22 protein-coding genes and 1 other annotated feature are annotated in these 21,791 nt (G+C 58.3%); of the genes, 16 read left to right on the forward strand and 6 right to left on the reverse strand.

Annotated features, from left to right (window positions below):
- Positions 1-45 precede the first annotated feature (45 nt).
- Positions 46-1,212, reverse strand: a complete 1,167-nt coding sequence (gene dacD / locus D8B20_RS10910) for a serine-type D-Ala-D-Ala carboxypeptidase DacD (RefSeq protein WP_186454364.1) — start codon at positions 1,210-1,212, stop codon at positions 46-48.
- Between the two features lie 201 nt (positions 1,213-1,413).
- Between dacD and sbcB the strand changes: the two genes are divergently transcribed.
- Entirely contained in the window at positions 1,414-2,835 is a 1,422-nt protein-coding gene (gene sbcB, locus D8B20_RS10915) for an exodeoxyribonuclease I (protein ID WP_145888895.1), read from the forward strand.
- 284 nt (positions 2,836-3,119) lie between these two features.
- On the opposite strand, the gene D8B20_RS10920 is transcribed toward sbcB, so the two are convergent.
- From D8B20_RS10920 to D8B20_RS10925, 3 genes are all read right to left on the reverse strand, one after another.
- On the reverse strand, positions 3,120-4,478 hold the full coding sequence (locus tag D8B20_RS10920) for an APC family permease (protein ID WP_145888896.1): 1,359 nt from the start codon (positions 4,476-4,478) through the stop codon (positions 3,120-3,122).
- Positions 4,468-4,641 (reverse strand): hypothetical protein, encoded by a 174-nt coding sequence (locus tag D8B20_RS21625; protein ID WP_186454365.1) that lies wholly within the window; start codon positions 4,639-4,641, stop codon positions 4,468-4,470. Before D8B20_RS21625 ends, D8B20_RS10920 begins: the two co-directional genes overlap by 11 nt.
- 203 nt (positions 4,642-4,844) lie before the next feature.
- Positions 4,845-6,260, reverse strand: coding sequence for a glutamine synthetase family protein (locus D8B20_RS10925; protein ID WP_145888897.1), 1,416 nt, complete (start codon positions 6,258-6,260; stop codon positions 4,845-4,847).
- Positions 6,261-6,472: 212 nt separating this feature from the next.
- Here D8B20_RS10925 and puuD point away from each other — a divergent pair, with 212 nt between their 5' ends.
- Genes puuD through D8B20_RS10940 form a run of 3 tightly spaced genes read left to right on the forward strand, consistent with a single transcriptional unit; the run spans position 6,473 to position 9,091 of the window.
- Complete coding sequence (gene puuD, locus D8B20_RS10930) at positions 6,473-7,237, forward strand: gamma-glutamyl-gamma-aminobutyrate hydrolase (protein WP_145888898.1); 765 nt, start codon at positions 6,473-6,475, stop codon at positions 7,235-7,237.
- Positions 7,234-7,791, forward strand: coding sequence for an HTH-type transcriptional regulator PuuR (puuR, locus tag D8B20_RS10935; protein ID WP_145888899.1), 558 nt, complete (start codon positions 7,234-7,236; stop codon positions 7,789-7,791). Before puuD ends, puuR begins: the two co-directional genes overlap by 4 nt.
- A 22-nt stretch (positions 7,792-7,813) precedes the next feature.
- The gene (locus D8B20_RS10940; RefSeq protein WP_145888900.1) at positions 7,814-9,091 is read left to right on the forward strand and encodes an NAD(P)/FAD-dependent oxidoreductase; all 1,278 of its coding nucleotides are present in this window, start codon (positions 7,814-7,816) and stop codon (positions 9,089-9,091) included.
- Between the two features lie 48 nt (positions 9,092-9,139).
- Here D8B20_RS10940 and D8B20_RS10945 read toward each other — a convergent pair whose 3' ends face one another.
- Positions 9,140-9,967 (reverse strand): SDR family oxidoreductase, encoded by an 828-nt coding sequence (locus D8B20_RS10945; protein WP_145888901.1) that lies wholly within the window; start codon positions 9,965-9,967, stop codon positions 9,140-9,142.
- A 179-nt stretch (positions 9,968-10,146) separates the two neighbouring features.
- Between D8B20_RS10945 and hisL the strand changes: the two genes are divergently transcribed.
- From hisL to D8B20_RS11005, 12 genes are all read left to right on the forward strand, one after another.
- Complete coding sequence (hisL, locus tag D8B20_RS21730) at positions 10,147-10,194, forward strand: his operon leader peptide (protein ID WP_100396937.1); 48 nt, start codon at positions 10,147-10,149, stop codon at positions 10,192-10,194.
- Positions 10,170-10,291 (forward strand) — a sequence feature (His leader region). (Overlaps the previous gene by 25 nt.)
- 54 nt (positions 10,292-10,345) lie before the next feature.
- Positions 10,346-11,245 carry an ATP phosphoribosyltransferase gene (hisG, locus tag D8B20_RS10955; protein WP_145888903.1) on the forward strand — a complete coding sequence of 300 codons (900 nt, stop codon included), beginning with the start codon at positions 10,346-10,348 and terminating at the stop codon, positions 11,243-11,245.
- Positions 11,246-11,249: 4 nt separating this feature from the next.
- Positions 11,250-12,557: a histidinol dehydrogenase gene (gene hisD / locus D8B20_RS10960; protein ID WP_145888904.1), complete on the forward strand. Its 1,308-nt coding sequence runs from the start codon at positions 11,250-11,252 to the stop codon at positions 12,555-12,557.
- A complete protein-coding gene (gene hisC, locus D8B20_RS10965) occupies positions 12,554-13,630 on the forward strand; it encodes a histidinol-phosphate transaminase (RefSeq protein ID WP_145888905.1) in 1,077 nt (358 codons plus the stop codon). Before hisD ends, hisC begins: the two co-directional genes overlap by 4 nt.
- Positions 13,627-14,694, forward strand: coding sequence for a bifunctional histidinol-phosphatase/imidazoleglycerol-phosphate dehydratase HisB (gene hisB, locus D8B20_RS10970; RefSeq protein ID WP_145888906.1), 1,068 nt, complete (start codon positions 13,627-13,629; stop codon positions 14,692-14,694). The genes hisC and hisB overlap by 4 nt, the downstream gene beginning before the upstream one ends.
- The gene (gene hisH / locus D8B20_RS10975; RefSeq protein WP_145888907.1) at positions 14,694-15,284 is read left to right on the forward strand and encodes an imidazole glycerol phosphate synthase subunit HisH; all 591 of its coding nucleotides are present in this window, start codon (positions 14,694-14,696) and stop codon (positions 15,282-15,284) included. The genes hisB and hisH overlap by 1 nt, the downstream gene beginning before the upstream one ends.
- The gene (gene hisA / locus D8B20_RS10980; protein WP_145888908.1) at positions 15,284-16,021 is read left to right on the forward strand and encodes a 1-(5-phosphoribosyl)-5-[(5-phosphoribosylamino)methylideneamino]imidazole-4-carboxamide isomerase; all 738 of its coding nucleotides are present in this window, start codon (positions 15,284-15,286) and stop codon (positions 16,019-16,021) included. Before hisH ends, hisA begins: the two co-directional genes overlap by 1 nt.
- Complete coding sequence (gene hisF, locus D8B20_RS10985) at positions 16,003-16,779, forward strand: imidazole glycerol phosphate synthase subunit HisF (RefSeq protein WP_145888909.1); 777 nt, start codon at positions 16,003-16,005, stop codon at positions 16,777-16,779. Before hisA ends, hisF begins: the two co-directional genes overlap by 19 nt.
- Complete coding sequence (hisIE, locus tag D8B20_RS10990) at positions 16,773-17,384, forward strand: bifunctional phosphoribosyl-AMP cyclohydrolase/phosphoribosyl-ATP diphosphatase HisIE (RefSeq protein WP_145888910.1); 612 nt, start codon at positions 16,773-16,775, stop codon at positions 17,382-17,384. The genes hisF and hisIE overlap by 7 nt, the downstream gene beginning before the upstream one ends.
- 169 nt (positions 17,385-17,553) lie before the next feature.
- Positions 17,554-18,030, forward strand: coding sequence for a YbaK/prolyl-tRNA synthetase associated domain-containing protein (locus D8B20_RS10995; protein WP_145888911.1), 477 nt, complete (start codon positions 17,554-17,556; stop codon positions 18,028-18,030).
- A gap of 65 nt (positions 18,031-18,095) precedes the next feature.
- Positions 18,096-18,893: an ABC transporter substrate-binding protein gene (locus D8B20_RS11000; RefSeq protein WP_145888912.1), complete on the forward strand. Its 798-nt coding sequence runs from the start codon at positions 18,096-18,098 to the stop codon at positions 18,891-18,893.
- A 240-nt stretch (positions 18,894-19,133) separates the two neighbouring features.
- Positions 19,134-20,249: a succinylglutamate desuccinylase/aspartoacylase family protein gene (locus D8B20_RS11005; protein ID WP_145888913.1), complete on the forward strand. Its 1,116-nt coding sequence runs from the start codon at positions 19,134-19,136 to the stop codon at positions 20,247-20,249.
- A 34-nt stretch (positions 20,250-20,283) separates the two neighbouring features.
- Here D8B20_RS11005 and gnd read toward each other — a convergent pair whose 3' ends face one another.
- Positions 20,284-21,693 carry an NADP-dependent phosphogluconate dehydrogenase gene (gene gnd, locus D8B20_RS11010; protein ID WP_145888914.1) on the reverse strand — a complete coding sequence of 470 codons (1,410 nt, stop codon included), beginning with the start codon at positions 21,691-21,693 and terminating at the stop codon, positions 20,284-20,286.
- Positions 21,694-21,791: the final 98 nt, after the last annotated feature.

Consider the following 21,791-nt stretch of genomic DNA (forward strand, 5'->3'; position numbering starts at 1 on the left):
AACATTTTCAGCCATGAAAACAATTATGTAACGCACCCGCGCGGATTACAGCTTCTGTTTCACATAGTCGCTGAGGCGGGTAAAGATGCCCGCCTGGTCAACGGCCTGCAGTGCATACAGCGGATAGGTTGCCAGCGTCTTATCCTTATCCAGGACCTGAATCTCACCGATCTGTTCACCGGCTTTCAGTGGGGCTTCCAGATCCTTACGATCAATCACGTATTTCGCCATGACATTCGCGACTTCACTGCGCGGCAGGGACAGATAGATATCCTGCGTGGTGCCGACATCCACCTTGTGCGGATTGCCGTACCAGACATTTTCACTGCCGATTTTCTTACCGGCGTGGAACAGCTGCACGGTATCGAAGTTATTCTGGCCCCACACCAGCAGCTTACGTGCCTGCTCTTCACGCCCTTTTGAACTCTTGCCGCCCATGATCACCGCAATCAGGCGGTGCCGGCCAACCACGTTCGACGCCACAATGTTAAAGCCCGCGCTTTCGGTATGCCCGGTTTTCATGCCGTCGACGTGCAGATTCTGATCCCACAGCAGGCCGTTACGGTTGTTCTGCGTGATGCCATTGAAGCTGAGGGTTTTCTCGCTGTACATCGCGTAGAAATCCTGCTCGCCGTTGATGATGGCGCGTGACAGCACCGCCAGATCGCGTGCGGTGGTGTGCTGCCCCGGCGCATCCAGGCCGTGAACGGTTTCAAAATGGGTATGGGTCAGGCCGAGCTTCTGCACATAGCTGTTCATCATATTGACGAAGCTCTCCTGACTGCCGGCCACATAGTCTGCCAGCGCCACGCAGGCATCATTGCCGGAATCAATGATGACGCCGCGCATCAGGTCGCGCACCGTGACTTTGTCGCCCGGCTTGAGGAACATCAGTGAAGAGCCTTTAAATACCGGATTGCCTGCGGCCCAGGCGTCTTTGCCAACGGTGACCACATCGTCGCGGGTGATTTTCTTCTGATCAACCGCGCGATCCACCACATAGCCGGTCATCAGTTTGGTCAGGCTGGCCGGGTTACGCTCTTCGTCCGGATTGCCGGCGGTGAGGATTTGCCCGGTGGTCGCGTCCATCAGCACCCATGACGCGGCGTCAATCGCCGGCGCCGTCATGGGAAATGGCATGCTGTCGTCAGCCTGCGCCAGCGACGCCCAAACAATCATTCCAGAAACAGTTACCCACAGACGCCTTTTCAACACTTCTTCCTCGAAATCAAAAAATGAATTTACCGCCGCACGTTTTACGGCAAATAGCGCTTTCATATCTGAATAAATTGAAAAAAAGTATGAACTGCGCCGGAATGCTGCGCGTCTGCTCGCAGCGCGGGCAATCAGGGTTGTACTGCCTGCGCGGCGCGACTATTCTGTGCGTTGAATTTTCACTGCCAGGATAATGCCGTGCCCGCCTCTGAGTTCACCTTTTTGTTCCATGATTATGAGACCTTCGGCAAAAGCCCTTCGCTGGATCGCCCGGCGCAGTTTGCTGGCCTGCGTACCGATAAAGATTTCAATGCCGTGGGTGAACCGCAGGTGTTCTATTGCCAGCCTGCGGACGATTATCTGCCTCAGCCGGAAGCGGTAATGATCACCGGGATTACGCCGCAAACCGCGCAGGCGCGCGGCGTCAGCGAGGCGGCGTTTGCGGAACGCATCCACGGCCTGTTCAGCGAGCCGCAGACCTGCGTGGTTGGCTATAACAACGTGCGCTTTGACGATGAAGTGACGCGCAATATTTTCTATCGCAACTTCTTTGATCCCTACGGCTGGAGCTGGCAAAACGGCAATTCACGATGGGACCTGCTGGACGTCATGCGGGCCTGCTACGCGCTGCGTCCGGAGGGCATTGTCTGGCCGGAAAACGACGACGGCTTTCCCAGCTTCCGGCTGGAGCACCTGACCAAAGCCAACGGCGTGGCGCACGAACAGGCGCACGACGCCATGTCCGATGTGTACGCGACGCTGGCCATGGCAAAACTGGTGAAAGAGAAGCAGCCAAAGCTGTTTGACTTTCTGTTCAGTCACCGTCACAAGCAGAAGCTGATGACGCTGATTGATATTCCGCAGATGAAACCGCTGGTGCACGTCTCCGGCATGTTTGGCGCGGCGCGCGGCAACACCAGCTGGATTGTGCCGCTGGCCTGGCATCCGGATAACAAAAACGCCCTGATTGTGGTGGATCTGGCCGGGGATATGTCACCGCTGCTGACGCTGGAAGCCGATGCGCTGCGCGAGCGGCTGTATACCCGCCATGCCGATCTGGCCGGCGCGGCAGCGGTGCCGGTGAAGCTGGTGCATATCAATAAGTGTCCGGTGCTGGCGCCCGCCAGTACGCTGCGTCCGGAAGACGCGGCACGGCTGAATATCGACCGTCAGCACTGCCTGGATAATCTGGCCCTGCTGCGTCAGCATGTGGAGGTGCGTGAAAAGGTGGTGGCGCTGTTCGCGGAAGCTGAGCCGTTTACGCCGTCTGACGACGTGGATGCACAGCTCTATGACGGTTTCTTCAGCGATGCCGACCGCGCGGGCATGAACATTATCCGTCAGACCCCGCCGCAGAATTTACCGGCGCTGGATTTGACCTTTGAGGATAAACGCATCGCGAAGTTGCTGTTCCGCTATCGCGCGCGTAACTTCCCGGGCACGCTGGACGACCGCGAACAGCAGCGCTGGCTGCAGCATCGCCGCGAGATGCTGAACCCGGAGCGCGTGCAGGCCTTTTTGCTGGAGCTGGAGTCGCTGGCCAGCCTGCATGAAGGGGATGCAGAGAAAATGGCGCAGCTCAAAGCGCTGTATCTCTATGCGCAGGCGCTGGTGTCATAAACTGAGGCCGCTTGCCGCCCGACCGTCCGGCGGCCTGCCTGTCCGCTGACAGGCCCTGCCGTTCTGTACAGCCAGTCAGGTGGCACGCTGCCGCGCAGCGGGCGTATGAAAAACAGTGTGCCGCAGCCACGCGGGCAAGCACCCCATAAAAAAGGCAGACCACAAGGGTCTGCCTTTTTTATCTAAACGACGCACAGCGGGTGGAAAAACGGTGATCTCTCCGTCCTCGCCGGAGGCCATCCCTCCCCCGCGTGCGGGAGAGGGTGACGCTCAGGGGAAACCCCTTATACTTCTTCGCTGAACTGCGGCACCGGATTACGGAAGGTGCGGGTCACAAAGGCGAGGTAGACAATACCAATTGCCGCCCACACCAGACCGAGCACCATGGAGGTCTCTTCCAGGTTGATCCACAGTGCACCCACCGTCAGCGCGCCCATGACAGGCAGCACCAGATAGTGCAGATGGTCTTTCAGCGTCTTGTTACGCTTTTCGCGGATCCAGAACTGCGCGATAACCGACAGGTTCACAAAGGTGAACGCCACCAGCGCACCGAAGTTAATCAGCGCCGTTGCGGTCACCAGGTCAAAGTTAATCGCCAGCAGCGCAACCGCACCGACCAGCAGCACGTTCAGCGACGGCGTGCGGTATTTAGGATGCACGAAGCCAAAGAAACGCTGCGGGAACACGCCATCGCGGCCCATCACATACATCAGACGAGATACGCCCGCGTGTGCCGCCATACCGCTTGCCAGTACCGTCACCACCGAGAAGATCAGGATGCCAATCTGCAGGGCTTTACCGGCCACAAACAGCATGATCTCCGGCTGCGACGAGTCCGGATTCTGGAAACGCGAGATATCCGGGAAGTACAGCTGCAGGAAGTAAGACACGGCGATAAAGATCACCCCACCAATCAGCGCGGTCAGGAAAATCGCGCGCGGAATGGTGCGCTCTGCATCTTTGGTCTCTTCCGACAGTGAACTGATACCGTCAAAGCCCAGGAACGAGAAGCACAGAATGGTCGCACCGGTAATCATCGGCACCACGTGCGCGTCCGGCGACCAGAACGGCTTCGTGCTGGCCAGCGTGCCTGCGCCAATACCGTTTGCCACACCGTAGACCACCATGCCGGTAATCACCGCCATGACGACCACCTGCAGCACCACGATGACGCTGTTGAAGTTCGCAACCGTTTTAATGCCACGCAGGTTGGAGATGGTCATAAAGGCCACCAGCAGCACCACGAAAATCCACGACGGAATCCCCGGCACCAGCGACTCAAAGTAGCTTTTTGCCAGCAGGATGTTGATCATCGGCATGAACAGATAGTCCAGCAGCGATGACCAGCCCACCATAAAGCCGACGTGCGGACTGATAGCCTTCTGAGCATAGGTGTAAGCGGAGCCCGCAGATGGGAAGCGGCGTACCAGCTTGCCGTAGCTCACGGCAGTAAACAGTATCGCGATCAGCGCGAAAGCATACGCGGTGGCGACGTGGCCGTCGGTTAAACCTGACACGATGCCAAAGGTATCAAACAGGGTCATTGGCTGCATATACGCCAGGCCCATCATGACGACCGGGATCAGGGTCAGTGATTTTTTCAGATGTGCACGCTGTGGTGCGGCAGAGGTATTAAGCGACATTGTTCAGGCCCCCTACAGCAGCAACTGAATTCAGTTGTACCACAGGGATACTGCGCAGTGTGCTGCAGTGAGAAGTGATATTGATGTTTGCGATTGTCGCCGCGCCATAATCATCACGGAAGCGAGAACCAGCCAGTGCTGGTGCAATTGTAAACAGTCCCATCTTTGTTCCTCAATTCTCACGCCCAGGCGTGTTTCAGTGTCTATCTATCCGGATGCGTGTCCGGCCTCGTTCATGTAGTGAAAGCACCATGCAAAAAAATAACCGACGTAATAAGCGTCGGTTATGTTTTGTCTTTTGCAGGGCGCGTATTTTGCCCCAACTCCGGCCATCGACACAAGACGTTAGTGCAATTCTTCTGTCGATCAGGCGTTCTTCAGCATCCAGTCAATTTCTGTGGCGGTAATCAGGCGTTCAAACTCGCGCAGCTCATACTGTTTACAGCTGTGCCAGACGCTGCTGAAGCGTTCACCGAGCAGCTTTTGCAAAGGGTAGCTGTTCTCAAATTCGTACAGCGCATCGCTCTGACGAATCGGCAAGGCTAACCCTTCAGCTTCATGCCCGTTGCCCTTCACCGGATAAGGTAAGGGTAGCTGATTATCCAGACCGTGCAAAATTCCGGCAAGAATCGTTGCCACCACCAGATAAGGATTGGCGTCTGCCCCGGCAACGCGATACTCCACGCGATGATTTTCCTTATCTCCACACGGAATGCGCAGCGCGACCGTGCGATTGTTGTGGCCCCATGAGGCATGCAGCGGCACAAAGGCTTCCGGAAGAAAACGGCGGTAGGCATTCACGTTGGGCGCCAGCAGCGCCATTGAAGCGGGCATCAGATCGATCATGCCGGCCAGCGCCCGTTTCAGCAGCGGCGAATCGCTGCCGTCATCCAGCGCAAAGGCGTTGTGATCGGCGGCGTCCAGCATACTGATGTGCACGTGCATGCCGCTGCCGGCGTACTCTTCATAAGGCTTCGCCATAAAGGTCGCGGTCATGCCGTGGTTTTCAGCCACCTGGCGCACCAGACGCTTCAGCAGAATGGCATCGTCGCAGGCTTTAAGAATATCGCGTGAGTGGTGCAGGTTGATCTCAAACTGGCCGGGCGAGGCTTCCGCCAGCGCACCGTCGGCCGGAATATTTTGTTGCTTCGCCAGCGCGTCAATATCACGCAGCACGTCGGCGAAGTGGTCAAGATTGTCCACCGAATAGACCTGACTCTGCATGTTGCGTTCATCGCTGCCCGGTGCGCACGGCGGCTGGATATAGCCCTCCGCATCACGCTTTTTATCGACCAGATAGAACTCCAGCTCTACCGCTACCACCGGAAACAGGCCGCGATTGCGCAGCTGTTGCCACAGCCGGTTCAGCACATTTCGGGGTTCAACGTCAAAGGGAGTGCCATCTTGGTCGCACATCGTCAGCAGCAGCTGGGCAATGCGCTGGGGGTCAGCAGCAGAGGGAATTAAGGTGCCAGGCACTGGCAGACAAAGGTTATCAGGTTCGCCTAAGGCCTGTCCGAGGCCGGCTTCTTCGACGGTGTTACCCAGAATATCCATGGCAAAAACAGAGGCCGGAAAATAACACCCTTTTTCCAGTTTCATCAGCGCGGAGACCGGAATGCGCTTACCGCGAAAAACACCGTTGAGATCGTTAAGAAGAATATCGACATACTGCGTTTCCGGATGGCGTTCCAGCCAGGCTTTCACCTCCAGCTGGAACGCGCTGGTTCGTCTTTCTTCACTGTGTCGCGTGAAGTCTTCTACTTCCACCAGGTTCGTCATTTTCCCACCCACCCTTTACCGTTTAATGAGGTTCGGATATTGCTCAAAATAACAGCCACCGTTCTAACATAGCGCTAACGCAAATAGTGTGCAAATGTAACAAATCTGTTTGAAGAAGCCGCAGCGGGTTGCTAGATTGACAATATATTGCACACTTTTTCCTCTGTGCGGGCATAACTGGCGAAAATATTGAACAGCGATGCGAGGTCTGGATGGGCATTATTTTTGACAAGCCCTTGATTGGCGTAGTGATGTGTCAGAATCACATCGGCCATCATCCCGGGCAGACGGTGCATAATAAATATCTGGATGCCATTGTCCTGGCCGGCGGGCTGCCGCTGCCGTTACCCCATCAATTGATGCACGCTCCTCATCTATTAGAAAACAGTATGATGCTGCTGGATGGCATTTTGCTGACCGGCAGCCCGAGCAATATTGAACCCTGGCATTACGGCGAAACCGGGGAAGAAGCGCATGCCGATCCGGCACGCGATCGCCTCTCCTTTGCTCTGATTACTCACGCTGTGGGTAAAAAAATGCCGCTGTTCGGCATCTGTCGCGGCCTGCAGGAGCTGGTGGTTGCCAACGGCGGCGCACTCTACCGCCAGCTGCATACCACCGGACAGTTCGGTGAGCATCGCGAAGATGACACGCAGCCACTGGAGCAGCAGTACGCCCCCGCCCACAGCGTGCAGCCGGAGCCTGAAGGCCTGCTGAGCCAGCTGTTAAACAGTTCCGCCGCTTTTGCGGTGAACTCTCTGCATGGTCAGGGCATCCGCGAAACCGGCCCGCGGCTGCGCTGCGAGGCACGCGCGCCGGATGGCCTGATTGAAGCCGTCAGCCTGCCGGAACACCCGTTCGCGCTGGCGGTGCAGTGGCATCCGGAATGGCGCGCCGCGGAAGATCCGGTGTCCCGCCGTCTGTTCGCCGCGTTTATCCACGCCGCCGTCGCTTATCAAAAGGAAAAACAGTCATGAATGAGGCCGCGCTGGCACCCGGACGACGCTTATCGCAAATCCGTCAGGCGCTGGGATTGTCGCAGCGCCGCGTCGCGGAGTTATCCGGCATCACCCACAGCGCCATCAGCACTATCGAGCAGGATAAAGTCAGCCCGGCGCTCAGCACTCTGCAGAAGCTGCTAAAGGTTTACGGGCTGTCGCTGTCGGAATTTTTCTCCGAGCCCAAAACCGACACCACGCCGCGCATTGTCGTTCGTCCGGAAGAGTGCGTTGAAATCGGCAGCCTCGGCGTCTCATTACAGCTGGTGGATAATGGCGCAGCCAAACGGGCGCTGGCGATGCTGCTGGAGCGTTACGAGCCGGGTGCCAGCACCGGCGAGAAGCTGCGGCATCCGGGCGAAGAGACCGGAACGGTGCTGGAAGGTGAGATCACGCTGGTGGTCAACGGGCAGCGTTTTCACCTTAACTGCGGCGAAAGCTACGTGATTGATACCGGCCTGCCGCACAGTTTTACTAATACGTCAGATCGGCCGTGTCGCATTGTCAGCGCGCATACGCCCGCGACGTTCTGACGGCTCGCTTAAGGAGGTTGTGATGCACCACGTGGGAAGCTATTACGCTGCAACGGCCAACGCGCATGAGGCGTGGCCCGTGTTGCAGGATGCGATTCAGTGTGACGTCTGCATCATCGGCGGCGGTTTTACCGGCCTCTCCTCGGCGCTGTTTCTTACCGAGGCCGGCTATGATGTGGTGCTGCTGGAAGCGGCGAAAATAGGTTTTGGCGCCAGCGGCCGTAACGGCGGTCAGGTGGTGAACTCTTACAGCCGCGACGTGGATGTGATTGAGCAGCGCTACGGCAAAGAGACCGCGCGTATGCTGGGCAGCATGATGTTTGAAGGCGCGGACATCATCCGCGACCGCATCGATCGCTATGCAATCGCCTGTGATTACCGTCCCGGCGGTATCTTTGCCGCCCTGAATCAGCGCCAGATGGGCCACCTGCGCAGCCAGCAGGCCAACTGGGAGCGCTATGGCAACACCGCGCTTGAACTGCTGGATGAACGCGGCATCCGCCGCGAAGTGGCAACCGATCGCTATGTCGGCGGGCTGCTGGACAAGCGCGGCGGCCATCTGCATCCGCTTAACCTGGCGCTGGGCGAAGCCGAAGCGATCCGACGTCACGGCGGGCGCATCTATGAGCAGTCGGCGGCGCTGAAGGTGCAGTACGGCGCGCCGCATCGCATCACTACGGCGCAGGGCGAAGTGCAGGCACAGTTTGTGATTTTTGCCGGCAACGCCTATCTGCCCGCGCAGCTGGAGCCGCGCCTGAGCCGTAAAAGTATGCCGTGCGGCTCGCAGATCGTTACCACCGAGCCGCTCAGTCGCGATCAGGCGCTGGGCTTACTGCCGAATAATTACTGTGTTGAAGACTGTAACTATCTGCTGGACTACTTCCGCCTGACGGCGGATAACCGCCTGCTGTATGGCGGTGGCGTGGTGTATGGCGCGCGCGAACCGGAGGACATTGATGCGCTGATCCGTCCGAAGCTGCTGCGCACCTTTCCGCAGCTGCGCAACGTGACGTTCAGCCATTGCTGGAGCGGCAATTTCCTGCTGACGCTGTCGCGCATGCCGCAGTTTGGCCAGCTGGAGAAAAATGCCTTTTTCATGCAGGGTGACAGCGGGCACGGCGTGACCTGCACGCATCTGGCCGGCAAGCTGATCGCGGAAGTGCTGCGCGGCCATGCCGAGCGTTTTGATGCTTTTGCGAAGCTGCCGCATCTGCCCTTCCCTGGCGGTCGCCGCTTTAAAGTGCCGCTAACGGCAATGGGTGCGGCCTGGTATGCGTTAAGGGATCGGCTGGGGGTCTGAGCCGTTACCCCTGCCCGCCCTCCGACGCCGGGAGGGCCAGGGCAGGTTTTATGCCAGCGGCATCTTCATCGGGTCATCGTAGCTGTACTCAAACCCCAGTTCGTGACAGATTTTCGCGCCATCAATCACCTTGCCGCCGGTCGCGGCCGTCTCTTCTGCGAAGGTGGGCGGTGTCAGGCCAAGTTTACGCGTGACAAACGGATAAAACTCCCCGCGCGTCGGGTGCCTGGAAGCGCAGAGGTTATAGACATGGCCGCCTTTCGGCGTCTGCAGCAGCAGCGTGATGGCCTCTACCACATCATCCAGATGCACCAGATTCACCGCATGGCTGCCGTTTTCCAGCTGAGTTTTACCGGCGAGAAAGCGTCCCGGATGGCGGTTCGGGCCGACCAGACCGGCCAGACGCACAATATCCACGCTGGTGCCGGGCAGGTCATGCAGCCAGTGCTCCAGCGCCACCAGCGTTTTGCCGGCGACCGTTTCCGGCTGCAGCGGACTGTTCTCTTTCATCGTCCCGGCGCCACCACCGTATACCGAGGTTGAACTGGTGAAGAGAATCCGCGGGATTTTATACGCCAGCGCGGTGTCCACCACATTCTGTACCGCCTGCATATAGGCTTCACCACCCTGCACGGTGCGGCTGGCGGGCAGCGTCACCACCAGCGCGTCCACCGCCATCAGCGCATCCAGATCTTCCGCTTCACACTCCAGTTCGGGTGTTAATACCAGCTGAAATGCCTCAATGCCGCAGCGGCGTGCGGCGTCAACGCCGTCCGGCGTGGTTTTACTGCCCGATACCTGCCAGCCGCGCGCCGTCAGCGCCATCGCCAGCGGCATACCCAGCCATCCCAGCCCCACAATCGCGACTCTCTTCATATTCACTCCTGCTCTCCAGCGCTATTAAGCCCATCTTAGTGCGGGCAGGATTGCCAGACCAGCGCAAACTGTTGCGAAAAATTCCGGAAACTGACGTTAAAAAAGGGTTGCCAGCTTTCGCCAGATTCGTTAGGTTAATCAGCACGCAAATGAATACTCATTCAGCAACGGAATTTTTTATGACACGCGTTCAGTTCAACCATCATCACCACCATCACCCTGACTAGTCTTTCAGGCGATGTGTGCTGGAAGACGTTCAGGATCTTCCAGTGGTGCGAGCGCAAAGAGAGCCCCCGGAAGATCGTCTTCCGGGGGTTTTTTTATAGGCTGACGCAACCCAAAACGCTTCAGACAGGATTGAATAAGAGGACAGGAACCATGTTAGATAACACCCGTTTACGCATAGCTATGCAGAAATCCGGCCGTTTGAGTGATGAATCACGCGAACTGCTGGCGCGCTGCGGCATCAAAATTAACCTTCAGCAGCAGCGTCTGATTGCGTTTGCGGAGAACATGCCTATCGACATCCTGCGCGTGCGCGATGACGATATTCCCGGCCTGGTGATGGATGGCGTGGTTGATCTGGGGATTGTCGGTGAAAACGTGCTGGAAGAAGAGCTGCTGACGCGCCGCGCCCAGGGCGAAGACCCACGCTACTTCACGCTGCGTCGCCTGGATTTTGGCGGCTGCCGCTTGTCACTGGCGATGCCGGTTGACGAAACCTACACCGGCCCGCAATGCCTGAATAACGCCCGTATCGCCACCTCTTATCCACACCTGCTGAAGAAATATCTTGATAAACAAGGCGTCGCCTTCAAATCCTGCCTGCTTAACGGCTCGGTGGAGGTCGCGCCGCGTGCCGGTCTGGCCGATGCGATTTGTGATCTGGTCTCCACCGGCGCCACGCTGGAAGCCAACGGCCTGCGCGAAGTTGAAGTGATCTACCGCTCCAAAGCGGTGCTGATTCAGCGTGACGGCGAGCTGCCGGCGGCAAAACAGGAGCTGGTGGACAAAATGATGACGCGTATTCAGGGCGTCATTAAAGCGCGTGAATCCAAATACATCATGCTGCACGCGCCGAGCGAACGGCTGGAAGAGGTGATTGCGCTGCTGCCCGGCGCAGAGCGTCCAACCGTGCTGCCGCTGGCGGGTGAAGTCAGCCGCGTGGCGATGCATATGGTGAGCAGTGAAACCCTGTTCTGGGAAACCATGGAAAAACTGAAGGCGCTGGGTGCCAGCTCTATTCTCGTACTGCCAATCGAAAAAATGCTGGAGTAAGCCGATGAGCACTCTGATGAAACCAATCAGCTGGCAGGCGTGCAGCCCCGAACAGCAGCAGGCGCTGCTGCAGCGTCCGGCCATTTCCGCTTCCGCCAGCATCAGCGAAACCGTGCAAAACGTGCTGGTTAGCGTGAAGCAGGATGGCGATGCCGCGCTGCGTGCGTTCAGCGCGCGCTTTGATAAAGCCCAGCCAGAGAACCTGCGCGTCTCCGCCGCAGAGATGCAGGCGGCCGCAGATCGCCTCAGCGATGAACTAAAGCAGGCAATGGCCGTCGCCGTCAGCAATATTGAAACCTTCCACAACGCCCAGATTCTGCCAGCAGTGGATGTGGAAACGCAGCCCGGCGTCCGCTGCCAGCAAATCACGCGTCCGGTAGACTCGGTTGGCCTGTATATTCCCGGCGGATCCGCCCCGCTGTTCTCTACGGTACTGATGCTGGCTACGCCGGCGCGCATTGCCGGCTGCCGTCGAGTGGTGCTTTGCTCACCCCCGCCGGTGGCAGATGAAATTCTCTATGCGGCACAGTTGTGCGGCATAGAAGAAGTGTTTCAGGTGGGCGGTGCGCAGGCCATTGCCGCCCTCGCCTTTGGCACGGAAACCGTGCCGAAAGTGGACAAGATTTTCGGGCCGGGCAACGCCTGGGTGACGGAAGCCAAGCGCCAGGTCAGCCAGCGTCTCGACGGGGCCGCCATTGATATGCCGGCCGGTCCGTCAGAAGTCCTGGTGATCGCAGATGACGGCGCCACGCCGGCGTTTGTTGCCGCCGATCTCCTGTCGCAGGCCGAGCACGGCCCCGATTCGCAGGTGATCCTGCTGACGCCTTCCCCGCAGCTGGCCGAAGAGGTGGCGCTGGCGGTGGAACAACAGCTGGCACAGCTGCCGCGCGCGGCAACCGCCCGCCAGGCGCTGGCAAGCAGCCGCCTGATTGTGGCGCACGATCTCGCGCAGTGCGTGGCGATCTCCAACCAGTACGGCCCGGAGCACCTGATTATCCAGACGCGCCAGCCGCGCGCGCTGGTGGACGATATCACCAGCGCCGGCTCGGTGTTCCTTGGCGACTGGTCACCGGAATCCGCCGGTGATTACGCCTCCGGCACCAACCACGTGCTGCCAACCTATGGCTATACCGCCACCTGCTCCAGCCTCGGCCTGGCGGATTTCCAGAAGCGTATGACGGTCCAGGAGCTGAGCCCGCAGGGCTTCCTGAACCTGGCCGCGACCATTGAGACGCTGGCCGCGGCAGAACAGCTGGATGCCCACAAAAACGCCGTGACGCTGCGCGTCGCCGCACTGAAGGAGCAAGCATGAGCAACAACGTGGAAGATCTGGCCCGCGCTAACGTGCGCGCGCTGACCCCTTATCAGTCCGCGCGTCGCCTCGGCGGTAATGGCGACGTCTGGCTGAACGCCAATGAATTTCCGCTGCCGGTGCCGTTTGAGCTGTCGCAGCAGACGCTGAATCGCTATCCGGAGTGCCAGCCGAAACAGGTGATTGAACGCTATGCGGCCTATGCCGGCGTGACACCTGAGCAGGTGCTGGTCAGCCGCGGCGCCGATGAAGGCATCGAGCTGCTGATGCGCGCCTTCTGCGAGCCCGGCAAAGACGCCATTCTGTTCTGTCCGCCGACCTATGGCATGTACAGCGTCAGTGCGGAAACCATCGGCATTGAATACCGTACCGTACCGGCCCGCGATGACTGGCAGCTCAACCTGCCGGCGATTGCGGAGCAGCTTGACGGTGTAAAAGTGGTCTACCTGTGCAGCCCGAATAACCCGACCGGCAACCTGATTAACCCGGACGATATCCGCCAGCTGCTGACGCTGACGGCCGGCAAAGCGCTGGTGGTAGCGGATGAAGCCTATATTGAATTTTGCCCGCAGGCCACGCTGGCCGGCTGGTTAGCAACCTATCCGCACCTGGTCATTCTGCGCACGCTGTCAAAAGCGTTCGCGCTGGCCGGCCTGCGCTGCGGTTTTACCCTGGCGAACAAGCCGGTAATCGATCTGCTGATGAAGGTGATTGCCCCCTATCCGCTGGCCACGCCGGTGGCCGATGTGGCTGCCCAGGCGCTGAGCGAACAGGGTATCGCCCTGATGCGTCAGCACGTCGCTAAGCTCAATGCCAGCCGCGACTGGTTATGCGCGCAGCTGCCGCAGCTGAGCGTGGTGCAGCAGGTATTCCCGAGCGAGACCAACTACATCCTCGCGCGCTTCACGGATTCACCCGCCGTGTTTAAATCCCTGTGGGATCAGGGCATTATTCTGCGCGACCAAAATAAAAACCCTGGCCTGGCGGGATGTCTGCGCATCTCTATCGGCACCCGTAAAGAGTGCGAGCGCCTGATCGCCGCGCTGCAAGCCTTATCAGTGGAGCAAGCATGAGTCAGAAGACCCTTTTCATCGATCGCGACGGCACGATCATCGCCGAGCCACCGGAAGATTTCCAGGTGGACCGCATGGAGAAGCTGGCGTTTGAAAAAAACGCGATCCCGGCCCTGCTGGCGCTGCAAAACGCCGGCTATCAGCTGGTGATGATCACCAATCAGGATGGCCTTGGCACCGACAGTTTCCCGCAGGCTGATTTTGACGGTCCGCACAACCTGATGATGCAGATTCTGACCTCGCAGGGCGTGCAGTTCAGTGATGTGCTGATCTGCCCGCACAAGCCGGAAGATAACTGTGACTGCCGCAAGCCGAAGACCAAAATGGTGGAAGCCTGGCTGGCAGACGGCGTGCTGGACAGCGCGCACAGCTATGTGATTGGCGATCGCGTGACCGATCTGCAGCTGGCAGAGAACATGGGCATTCAGGGCCTGCGCTACGGTGCAGAAGGCCTGGACTGGGATGCTATTCAGACCCAGCTGACCCGGCGCGACCGCTATGCCCGGGTTAACCGCAACACCAAAGAGACGCAGATTCAGGTTGAAGTGTGGCTGGACCGCGAAGGCGGCAGCAAAATCAACACCGGCGTCGGCTTCTTTGACCATATGCTGGATCAGATTGCGGTACACGGCGGTTTCCGCATGAACATTGATGTTAAAGGCGATCTCTACATTGACGATCACCACACCGTGGAAGATACCGGCCTGGCGCTGGGCGAAGCGCTGCTGAAAGCGCTGGGTGACAAGCGCGGCATTGGCCGTTTTGGTTTTGTCCTGCCGATGGATGAGTGTCTGGCGCGCTGCGCGCTGGATATCTCCGGCCGGCCGCACCTGGAGTACAAAGCGGAGTTCAGCTACCAGCGCGTGGGCGATCTGAGCACCGAGATGGTCGAGCACTTTTTCCGCTCGCTCTCTTACGCCATGATGAGCACGCTGCACCTGAAAACCAAAGGCCGCAACGATCATCATCGCGTGGAAAGCCTGTTTAAAGCCTTTGGCCGCACGCTGCGCCAGGCGATTCGCGTTGAGGGCAACACCCTGCCGAGCTCGAAAGGAGTGCTGTGATGAATGTGGTGATCCTTGATACCGGCTGCGCCAATCTCTCTTCCGTGAAGTGGGCGATTGAGCGCCTGGGCTACACGCCCACCGTAAGCCGCGATCCGGATGTTGTGCTGCGCGCCGATAAGCTGCTGCTGCCGGGCGTGGGCACCGCGCAGGCCGCCATGAACCAGCTGCAGGAGCGCGCGCTGATCGAGCTGATCAAAGCCTGTACGCAGCCGGTGCTGGGCATCTGCCTGGGTATGCAGCTGCTGGGACGCGGCAGCGATGAAAACGGCGGCGTGCCCACGCTGGGCATTGTCGATGAACCGGTGACGCTGATGGATACGCAGGGTCTGCCGCTGCCGCACATGGGCTGGAACCAGATCACCGCGCGGGCCGGTCACCATCTGTTCCGCGATATTCCGGACGGCAGCTACTTCTACTTCGTGCACAGCTACGCTATGCCGGTTAATGCCGCCACCATCGCCCAGTGCGACTATGGCCTGCCGTTCACCGCCGCGCTGCAAAAAGATAACTTCTTCGGCGTGCAGTTCCATCCGGAGCGTTCAGGCAAAGCCGGCGCGCAGCTGCTGAAAAACTTCCTGGAGATGTGATGATTATCCCCGCTTTAGATTTAATTGACGGCAACGTGGTTCGCCTGCATCAGGGCGACTATGGCCAGCAGCGTGATTACGGCAACGCCCCCCTGCTGCGCCTGCAGGATTATGAACGTCAGGGCGCGGAGCTGCTGCATCTGGTGGATTTAACCGGTGCAAAAGACCCGGCGCTGCGCCAGATCCCGCTGCTGACCCAGCTGCTGCGCGGCGTCAGCGTGCCGGTGCAGGTTGGCGGCGGCATCCGCAGCCGTGACGATGTGGCGGCGCTGCTGGCAGCCGGCGCCACGCGCGTAGTGGTCGGCTCTACGGCCGTCAAAGAGCCGGAAGCCGTAAAGGCCTGGTTCACCGAATTTGGCGCTGACGCGATGGTACTGGCGCTGGATGTGCGCATCGATGCCGGCAACCGCAAAGAGGTGGCGATCAGCGGCTGGCAGGAAGCGGCCGGCGTGACGCTGGAAGAGGTGATTAGCTGGTATCAGCCGGTGGGGCTGAAACACGTGCTGTGTACGGATATCTCACGCGATGGCACCCTCAGCGGCTCCAACGTGGCGCTGTATCAGGAGGTGTCCGCTGCCTTCCCGACCATCGCGTTTCAGTCCTCCGGCGGCATTGGCTCGCTGGCGGACATCGCCGCGCTGCGCGGCAGTGGTGCACAGGGCGTGATCGTGGGTCGCGCCCTGCTGGAAGGCAAATTTACAGTGGCGGAGGCAATCACATGCTGGCAAAACGGATAATTCCCTGTCTGGACGTGCGCGACGGTCAGGTGGTCAAAGGCGTGCAGTTCCGCAATCACGAAATCATCGGTGACATCGTGCCCTTGGCGCAGCGTTATGCGCAGGAAGGCGCCGATGAGCTGGTGTTTTACGATATCACCGCCTCGTCGGATGGTCGCGTTGTGGATAAAAGCTGGGTGTCACGCGTGGCAGAAGTGATCGACATTCCCTTCTGCGTGGCGGGCGGTATCAAAAGCGAAGAGGATGCGGCACGCATTCTGCAGTTCGGCGCGGACAAGATCTCTATTAACTCGCCTGCACTGGCCGATCCTTCCCTGATCACCCGGCTGGCCGATCGCTTTGGCGTGCAGTGTATTGTGGTGGGCATTGACACCTGGTTCGACGAAGCCAGCGGGAAATACCACGTCAACCAGTATACCGGTGATGAAGCGCGTACCCGGGTGACGCAGTGGGAAACCCTCGACTGGGTGCAGGAAGTGCAGAAGCTGGGCGCCGGCGAAATCGTACTGAATATGATGAACCAGGATGGCGTACGTAACGGTTACGACCTGGTGCAGCTGAAAAAGGTGCGCGAAGTGTGTCACGTGCCGCTGATCGCTTCTGGTGGCGCGGGCACCCTGCCGCACTTCCTGGAGGCCTTTGAACAGGCAAACGTTGACGGTGCGCTGGCCGCTTCGGTGTTTCACAAACAAATTATCAATATCGGGGCGTTAAAAAACTTCCTGATCGACAACGGTGTGGAGATTCGCGCGTGTTAACTGCAGAACAACTGGCCAGCCTGGATTGGGCCAAAACCGCGGGCATGATGCCCGCCATTATTCAGCACAGCGTCTCCGGCGAAGTGCTGATGCACGGCTATATGAACGAGGAGGCGCTGCAGAAAACGCTGGCGGACGGCAATGTCACCTTTTTCTCGCGCACAAAAAACCGGCTGTGGACCAAAGGCGAAACCTCCGGCCACTTTTTGCAGGTGGTCAGCATCACGCCGGACTGCGATAACGATACGCTGCTGATTCTGGCTAACCCGATTGGCCCGACCTGCCATCTGGGCACCTCCAGCTGCTTCTCGCCTGCGGCACCGGACTGGACGTTCCTGTATCAGCTGGAGCAGTTACTGGCTTCGCGCAAAAGCGCCGACCCGGCCAGCTCCTACACCGCGAAGCTGTATGCCAGCGGTACCAAGCGTATCGCACAGAAGGTGGGAGAAGAAGGTGTGGAGACCGCACTGGCTGCCACCGTGAACGATCGCCATGAGCTGACCAACGAAGCCTCTGACCTGCTCTATCACCTGCTGGTGCTGCTGCAGGATCAGGATCTGGACCTCAGCACCATCATCAACAACCTGCGCGCACGCCATAAATAACGGTTGTGCATCATGCTGCTCAAAACGGGTTTTTTCGCGCGATTTTGAGCAGCATACTTCTCGTAAGAACGCGAGAAAACGCGTCGCTACCCTTCTCTGCGCTTGTCACACGCGGTACCTGTTATATCGCTGCGCAATGTATCGCGCTTAATCAGGATGGAAAAAAAACATGACCACTCATGAAAAACTCATTGCCCTGCTCGACCAGCACAACGCCAGATATCGCATCCTGGAACATGCAGCGATCGGTAAATGTGAAGCCGTGGCCGCCATCCGGGGAACGGAAGTGGGACAAGGTGCCAAAGCGCTGGTGTGTCACGTCAAGGGCAACGGCAGTAAACAGCATGTGCTGGCGGTGCTGCCGGCTGACCAGCAGGCGGACCTGAGCAAAGTGGCCGCCGCCGTCGGCGGACGTCGCGCGTCGCTGGCTTCCCCGGCGGAGGTGGCTGCGCTGACCGGTTGCGTGTTCGGTGCCATCCCGCCGTTCAGCTTTCATGCGGATTTACAGCTGGTGGTCGACCCGCTGCTGTTTACGCGCTACGACGACATCGCCTTTAATGCCGGGCTGCTGGAACGATCGGTGGTGCTCAACGTGGCGGATTATCAGCGGCTGCATAATGGTAACGTGATGAAAATAATCCTCTAATTGCCTTGCGCCAGACTGAGCGGTACTCTCGGAATTCAACATCATGACAAAAGAAGACCGAGACTATGGCACTTTCCCCGTTGACTACCCGCCTGCGCCACACGCTGGCGCTGGCCTTGCTGGCTGGCTGCGCCTTTGCTGCACAGGCAAAGATTGATCAGGTGCGCTTTGCCGTCGATCCCACTTATCCCCCTTTTGAATCCAAAACGCCGCAGGGCCAGCTGGTGGGGTTTGATATCGACCTTGGCAACGCGCTGTGCGCACAAATGCAGGCCCGCTGCGTCTGGGTGGAGAGCCAGTTTGACGGCATGATCCCGGCGCTGAAAGCGCGTAAATTCGACGCCATCCTTTCTGACATGGGCATCACCGAAGAGCGCCTGAAGCAGATCGACTTCACCGTACCGCTGTACGACACTCATACGCAGCTGATTGCGCGTAAGGGTTCCGGCCTGCTGCCAACTGCGGAATCGCTGAAAGGCAAAACCGTGGGCGTGGAACAGGGCACGGTGCAGGAGCGCTATGCGCTGGCGAAATGGCAGCCGCACGGCGTGAACGTGGTGCCATACGGTGACCAGGCACAGGTGGAGAGCGATCTGGTTTCCGGCCGTCTTGACGCCGTGTTTACCGATGCCGCGCAGGCTGCTATCGGCTTCCTGCAGCATCCGCAGGGCAAAGCGTTTGAGCTGGCTGGCCCGATTGTTCAGGACCCGATTATCGGCCCCGGCACCGCCATCGGACTGCGTAAAGGCGATACCGAACTGAAAACCGCGCTGGATAACGCCTTCGCAGAAATCAAAAAGAATGGCACCTTCGATCAGTTGCAGAAAAAATACTTCGCCACGGATATTTCCATCCGGCAGTGAGTGATTCAGGGACGTTATGCCGTTCAGACCCGCGCTGAACTGGCATAGCGTCTGTTGCCGCGCGGCGCGCTTTATCGCGTGCTCCAGGCTGCGCCGATAGCAGGCACGCAGCATGCGTTTCAGGTCTTTGAGAGAGAGTATTTATCGTTAAGTCGCTCTTTTTTTGACGACAACTATAATTTTCTTCATCACGTCAGGCACGACAAAACGTGTGCCGTACTACAGGACAAGGACAGCGTTATGCAACAACAACATCATCCCCTGCTGAGTGCCACGCTAGGCACCCAGCGCGAAATCGTCAGCTTTCATTTTGGTTCTGATTCTCAACAGCGCGTCTACATCCAGGCGGGCCTGCACGGCGATGAGCTGCCGGGTATGGCGGTGGCCTGGTATCTGAAGCAGAAACTGCTGGCGCTGGAATCCGCCGGCCGGCTCAAATCCAAGGTGACACTGGTGCCGGTTGCCAATCCGTTAGCGCTGGGCCAGCACTGGCACGGTACGCATCTGGGACGTTTTCATACTCTCTCTGGTCAGGACTTCAACCGCCGCTTCCCGGCGCTGGGTGACAAACTGGCCGCCGAGCTGGCAGGCTCGCTGACGCAGAGCGAATATGAAAACAGACGCCTGATCCGTGACGCCATCGATCGCTACTATCGCGATACCATCGCCCGGAGCGAACTGGAAGCCCAGCGCTTCACCCTGATGCGCATGGCCAGCCAGGCGGACCTGATGATTGACCTGCACTGCGACTGGGATGCGCTGCCACATCTCTATACCACGCCGCACGCGTGGCCCGACATTGAACCGCTGGCGCGCTGGCTGGGCAGTGAAGTGCAGCTGCTGGCTCAAATCTCCGGCGGCGAGCCTTTCGACGAAGCGTGCTGCGAACCCTGGCTGACGCTGGCTGAGCGTTTTGGCAAGGACTACCCAATGCCGCGCGGCCTGCTGCCGGTGACGCTGGAGTTGCGCGGTGTGGCGGACGTTTCACCTGAACAGGCAGAGAAAGATGCCGACAATATTATCAACGCGCTGATTGAAGGCGGCTACGTGGCCGGTGAAGTGGGTGAATCTCCTGCCCTGATCCATCCGCCAACGGCGCTCTCGGGCTGCGAATATATTCATGCGCCCTATTCCGGCTTACTGTTCAACCGCAGGGCGTTAGGAGAGTGGATTAATGCCGGTGAAGTGGTCGCCGAAGTCGTCGATCCGATTACGGACTACGTTACGCCGCTGGTGGCTGAGTATGGCGGGGTGCTGTACGCCAGAAACCTGACTAAGTTTGTCACGGCCGGGATGCTGGTGGTGCGACTGGCGGGAGAGAACGCGGGGCGTAAGGGTGAGTTGCTGGTGATGTAAGAAAAAAGGCTTCCCGAAGGAAGCCTTTTTACACTTAGTCCAGCCACTCAGTGTGGAACACACCGTCTTTATCAATGCGCTTGTACGTATGCGCACCGAAGTAGTCACGCTGCGCCTGAATCAGGTTGGCAGGCAGCACTTCTGAGCGATAGCTGTCGTAGTAAGCGATAGCGGCAGAGAAGGTTGGCGTTGGGATACCATTCTGAATAGCGTAAGACACGACATCACGCAGTGCCTGCTGGTATTCGTCTGCAATGTTCTTGAAGTAAGGATCCAGCAGCAGGTTCGCAATGTTGGCGTCTTTGGCATAGGCATCGGTAATCTTCTGCAGGAACTGGGCGCGGATAATGCAGCCGGCGCGGAAGATCTTGGCGATTTCACCGTAGTGCAGATCCCATTTGTTCTCTTCAGAAGCCGCACGCAGCTGCGAGAAGCCCTGCGCATAAGAGACAATCTTGCCGAGGTACAGCGCGCGGCGGACTTTCTCAATAAATTCCGCTTTGTCGCCGCTAAAGGCCTGTGCCTGAGGGCCGCTCAGCACTTTAGACGCGGCTACACGCTGCGATTTCAGAGAAGAGAGGTAACGGGCAAATACGGATTCTGTGATCAGCGATAGCGGCTCACCGAGGTCCAGCGAACTCTGGCTGGTCCATTTACCGGTACCTTTGTTGGCGGCTTCATCCAGGATGACATCGACCAGATAATTACCCTCTTCATCTTTTTTGGTGAAGATATCTTTAGTGATGTCAATCAGATAGCTGCTCAGCTCACCGTTGTTCCAGTCGGTGAACGTTTTGGCCAGCTCTTCATTGTTCAGACCCAGCGCACCTTTCAGTAAAGCGTAGGCTTCTGCAATCAGTTGCATATCGCCGTATTCAATCCCGTTGTGCACCATCTTGACGTAGTGACCCGCGCCGTCCGGACCGATGTAGGTAACGCAGGCTTCACCGTCTTCAGCACGTGCGGCGATCTGATCGAGGATCGGAGCAACCAGCTCATAGGCTTCTTTCTGGCCGCCAGGCATGATGGATGGGCCTTTCAGTGCGCCCTCTTCACCGCCGGAAACGCCGGTACCGATGAAGTTGAAGCCCTGATCGGACAGTTCTTTGTTACGACGAATCGTGTCTTTGTAGAAGGTGTTACCACCGTCAATCAGGATGTCGCCTTTATCAAGATGTGGCGTCAGGGAAGCGATCGTCTTATCTGTTGCTTCACCGGCCTGCACCATCAGCAGGATACGACGTGGTTTTTCCAGGGATTCAACAAACTCTTCAACAGTATAAAAAGGGGCCAGTTTCTTGCCTGGATTCTCAGCAATCACTTCATCCGTTTTTTCACGAGAACGGTTGAAAATGGAAACAGTGTAACCGCGGCTCTCAATGTTAAGAGCCAAATTGCGGCCCATCACTGCCATACCTACAACGCCGATCTGTTGCTTGGACATTACATACTCCTGTCTAATGGAAACTGATATACCTTTTCTAACATTAAGATATAAAAACCTCAATGAAAGGATTTCTAAGAGCACAAAAAAACATCACC

Origin of the sequence: Candidatus Pantoea soli (assembly GCF_007833795.1) — a bacterium.
Taxonomy (GTDB): domain Bacteria; phylum Pseudomonadota; class Gammaproteobacteria; order Enterobacterales; family Enterobacteriaceae; genus Pantoea; species Pantoea soli.

What these genes read in the sequence shown, in the direction of transcription:
- D8B20_RS10920 (WP_145888896.1), bottom strand. Translation starts at nt 4,478, where the DNA reads ATGTCGCTTAATACCTCTGCCGCACCACAGCGTGCACATCTGAAAAAA.
- D8B20_RS21625 (WP_186454365.1), bottom strand. Translation starts at nt 4,641, where the DNA reads ATGGGACTGTTTACAATTGCACCAGCACTGGCTGGTTCTCGCTTCCGT.
- D8B20_RS10925 (WP_145888897.1), bottom strand. Translation starts at nt 6,260, where the DNA reads ATGACGAACCTGGTGGAAGTAGAAGACTTCACGCGACACAGTGAAGAA.
- puuD (WP_145888898.1), top strand. Translation starts at nt 6,473, where the DNA reads ATGGGCATTATTTTTGACAAGCCCTTGATTGGCGTAGTGATGTGTCAG.
- puuR (WP_145888899.1), top strand. Translation starts at nt 7,234, where the DNA reads ATGAATGAGGCCGCGCTGGCACCCGGACGACGCTTATCGCAAATCCGT.
- D8B20_RS10940 (WP_145888900.1), top strand. Translation starts at nt 7,814, where the DNA reads ATGCACCACGTGGGAAGCTATTACGCTGCAACGGCCAACGCGCATGAG.
- D8B20_RS10945 (WP_145888901.1), bottom strand. Translation starts at nt 9,967, where the DNA reads ATGAAGAGAGTCGCGATTGTGGGGCTGGGATGGCTGGGTATGCCGCTG.
- hisG (WP_145888903.1), top strand. Translation starts at nt 10,346, where the DNA reads ATGTTAGATAACACCCGTTTACGCATAGCTATGCAGAAATCCGGCCGT.
- hisD (WP_145888904.1), top strand. Translation starts at nt 11,250, where the DNA reads ATGAGCACTCTGATGAAACCAATCAGCTGGCAGGCGTGCAGCCCCGAA.
- hisC (WP_145888905.1), top strand. Translation starts at nt 12,554, where the DNA reads ATGAGCAACAACGTGGAAGATCTGGCCCGCGCTAACGTGCGCGCGCTG.
- hisB (WP_145888906.1), top strand. Translation starts at nt 13,627, where the DNA reads ATGAGTCAGAAGACCCTTTTCATCGATCGCGACGGCACGATCATCGCC.
- hisH (WP_145888907.1), top strand. Translation starts at nt 14,694, where the DNA reads ATGAATGTGGTGATCCTTGATACCGGCTGCGCCAATCTCTCTTCCGTG.
- hisA (WP_145888908.1), top strand. Translation starts at nt 15,284, where the DNA reads ATGATTATCCCCGCTTTAGATTTAATTGACGGCAACGTGGTTCGCCTG.
- hisF (WP_145888909.1), top strand. Translation starts at nt 16,003, where the DNA reads ATGCTGGCAAAACGGATAATTCCCTGTCTGGACGTGCGCGACGGTCAG.
- D8B20_RS10995 (WP_145888911.1), top strand. Translation starts at nt 17,554, where the DNA reads ATGACCACTCATGAAAAACTCATTGCCCTGCTCGACCAGCACAACGCC.
- D8B20_RS11000 (WP_145888912.1), top strand. Translation starts at nt 18,096, where the DNA reads ATGGCACTTTCCCCGTTGACTACCCGCCTGCGCCACACGCTGGCGCTG.
- D8B20_RS11005 (WP_145888913.1), top strand. Translation starts at nt 19,134, where the DNA reads ATGCAACAACAACATCATCCCCTGCTGAGTGCCACGCTAGGCACCCAG.
- gnd (WP_145888914.1), bottom strand. Translation starts at nt 21,693, where the DNA reads ATGTCCAAGCAACAGATCGGCGTTGTAGGTATGGCAGTGATGGGCCGC.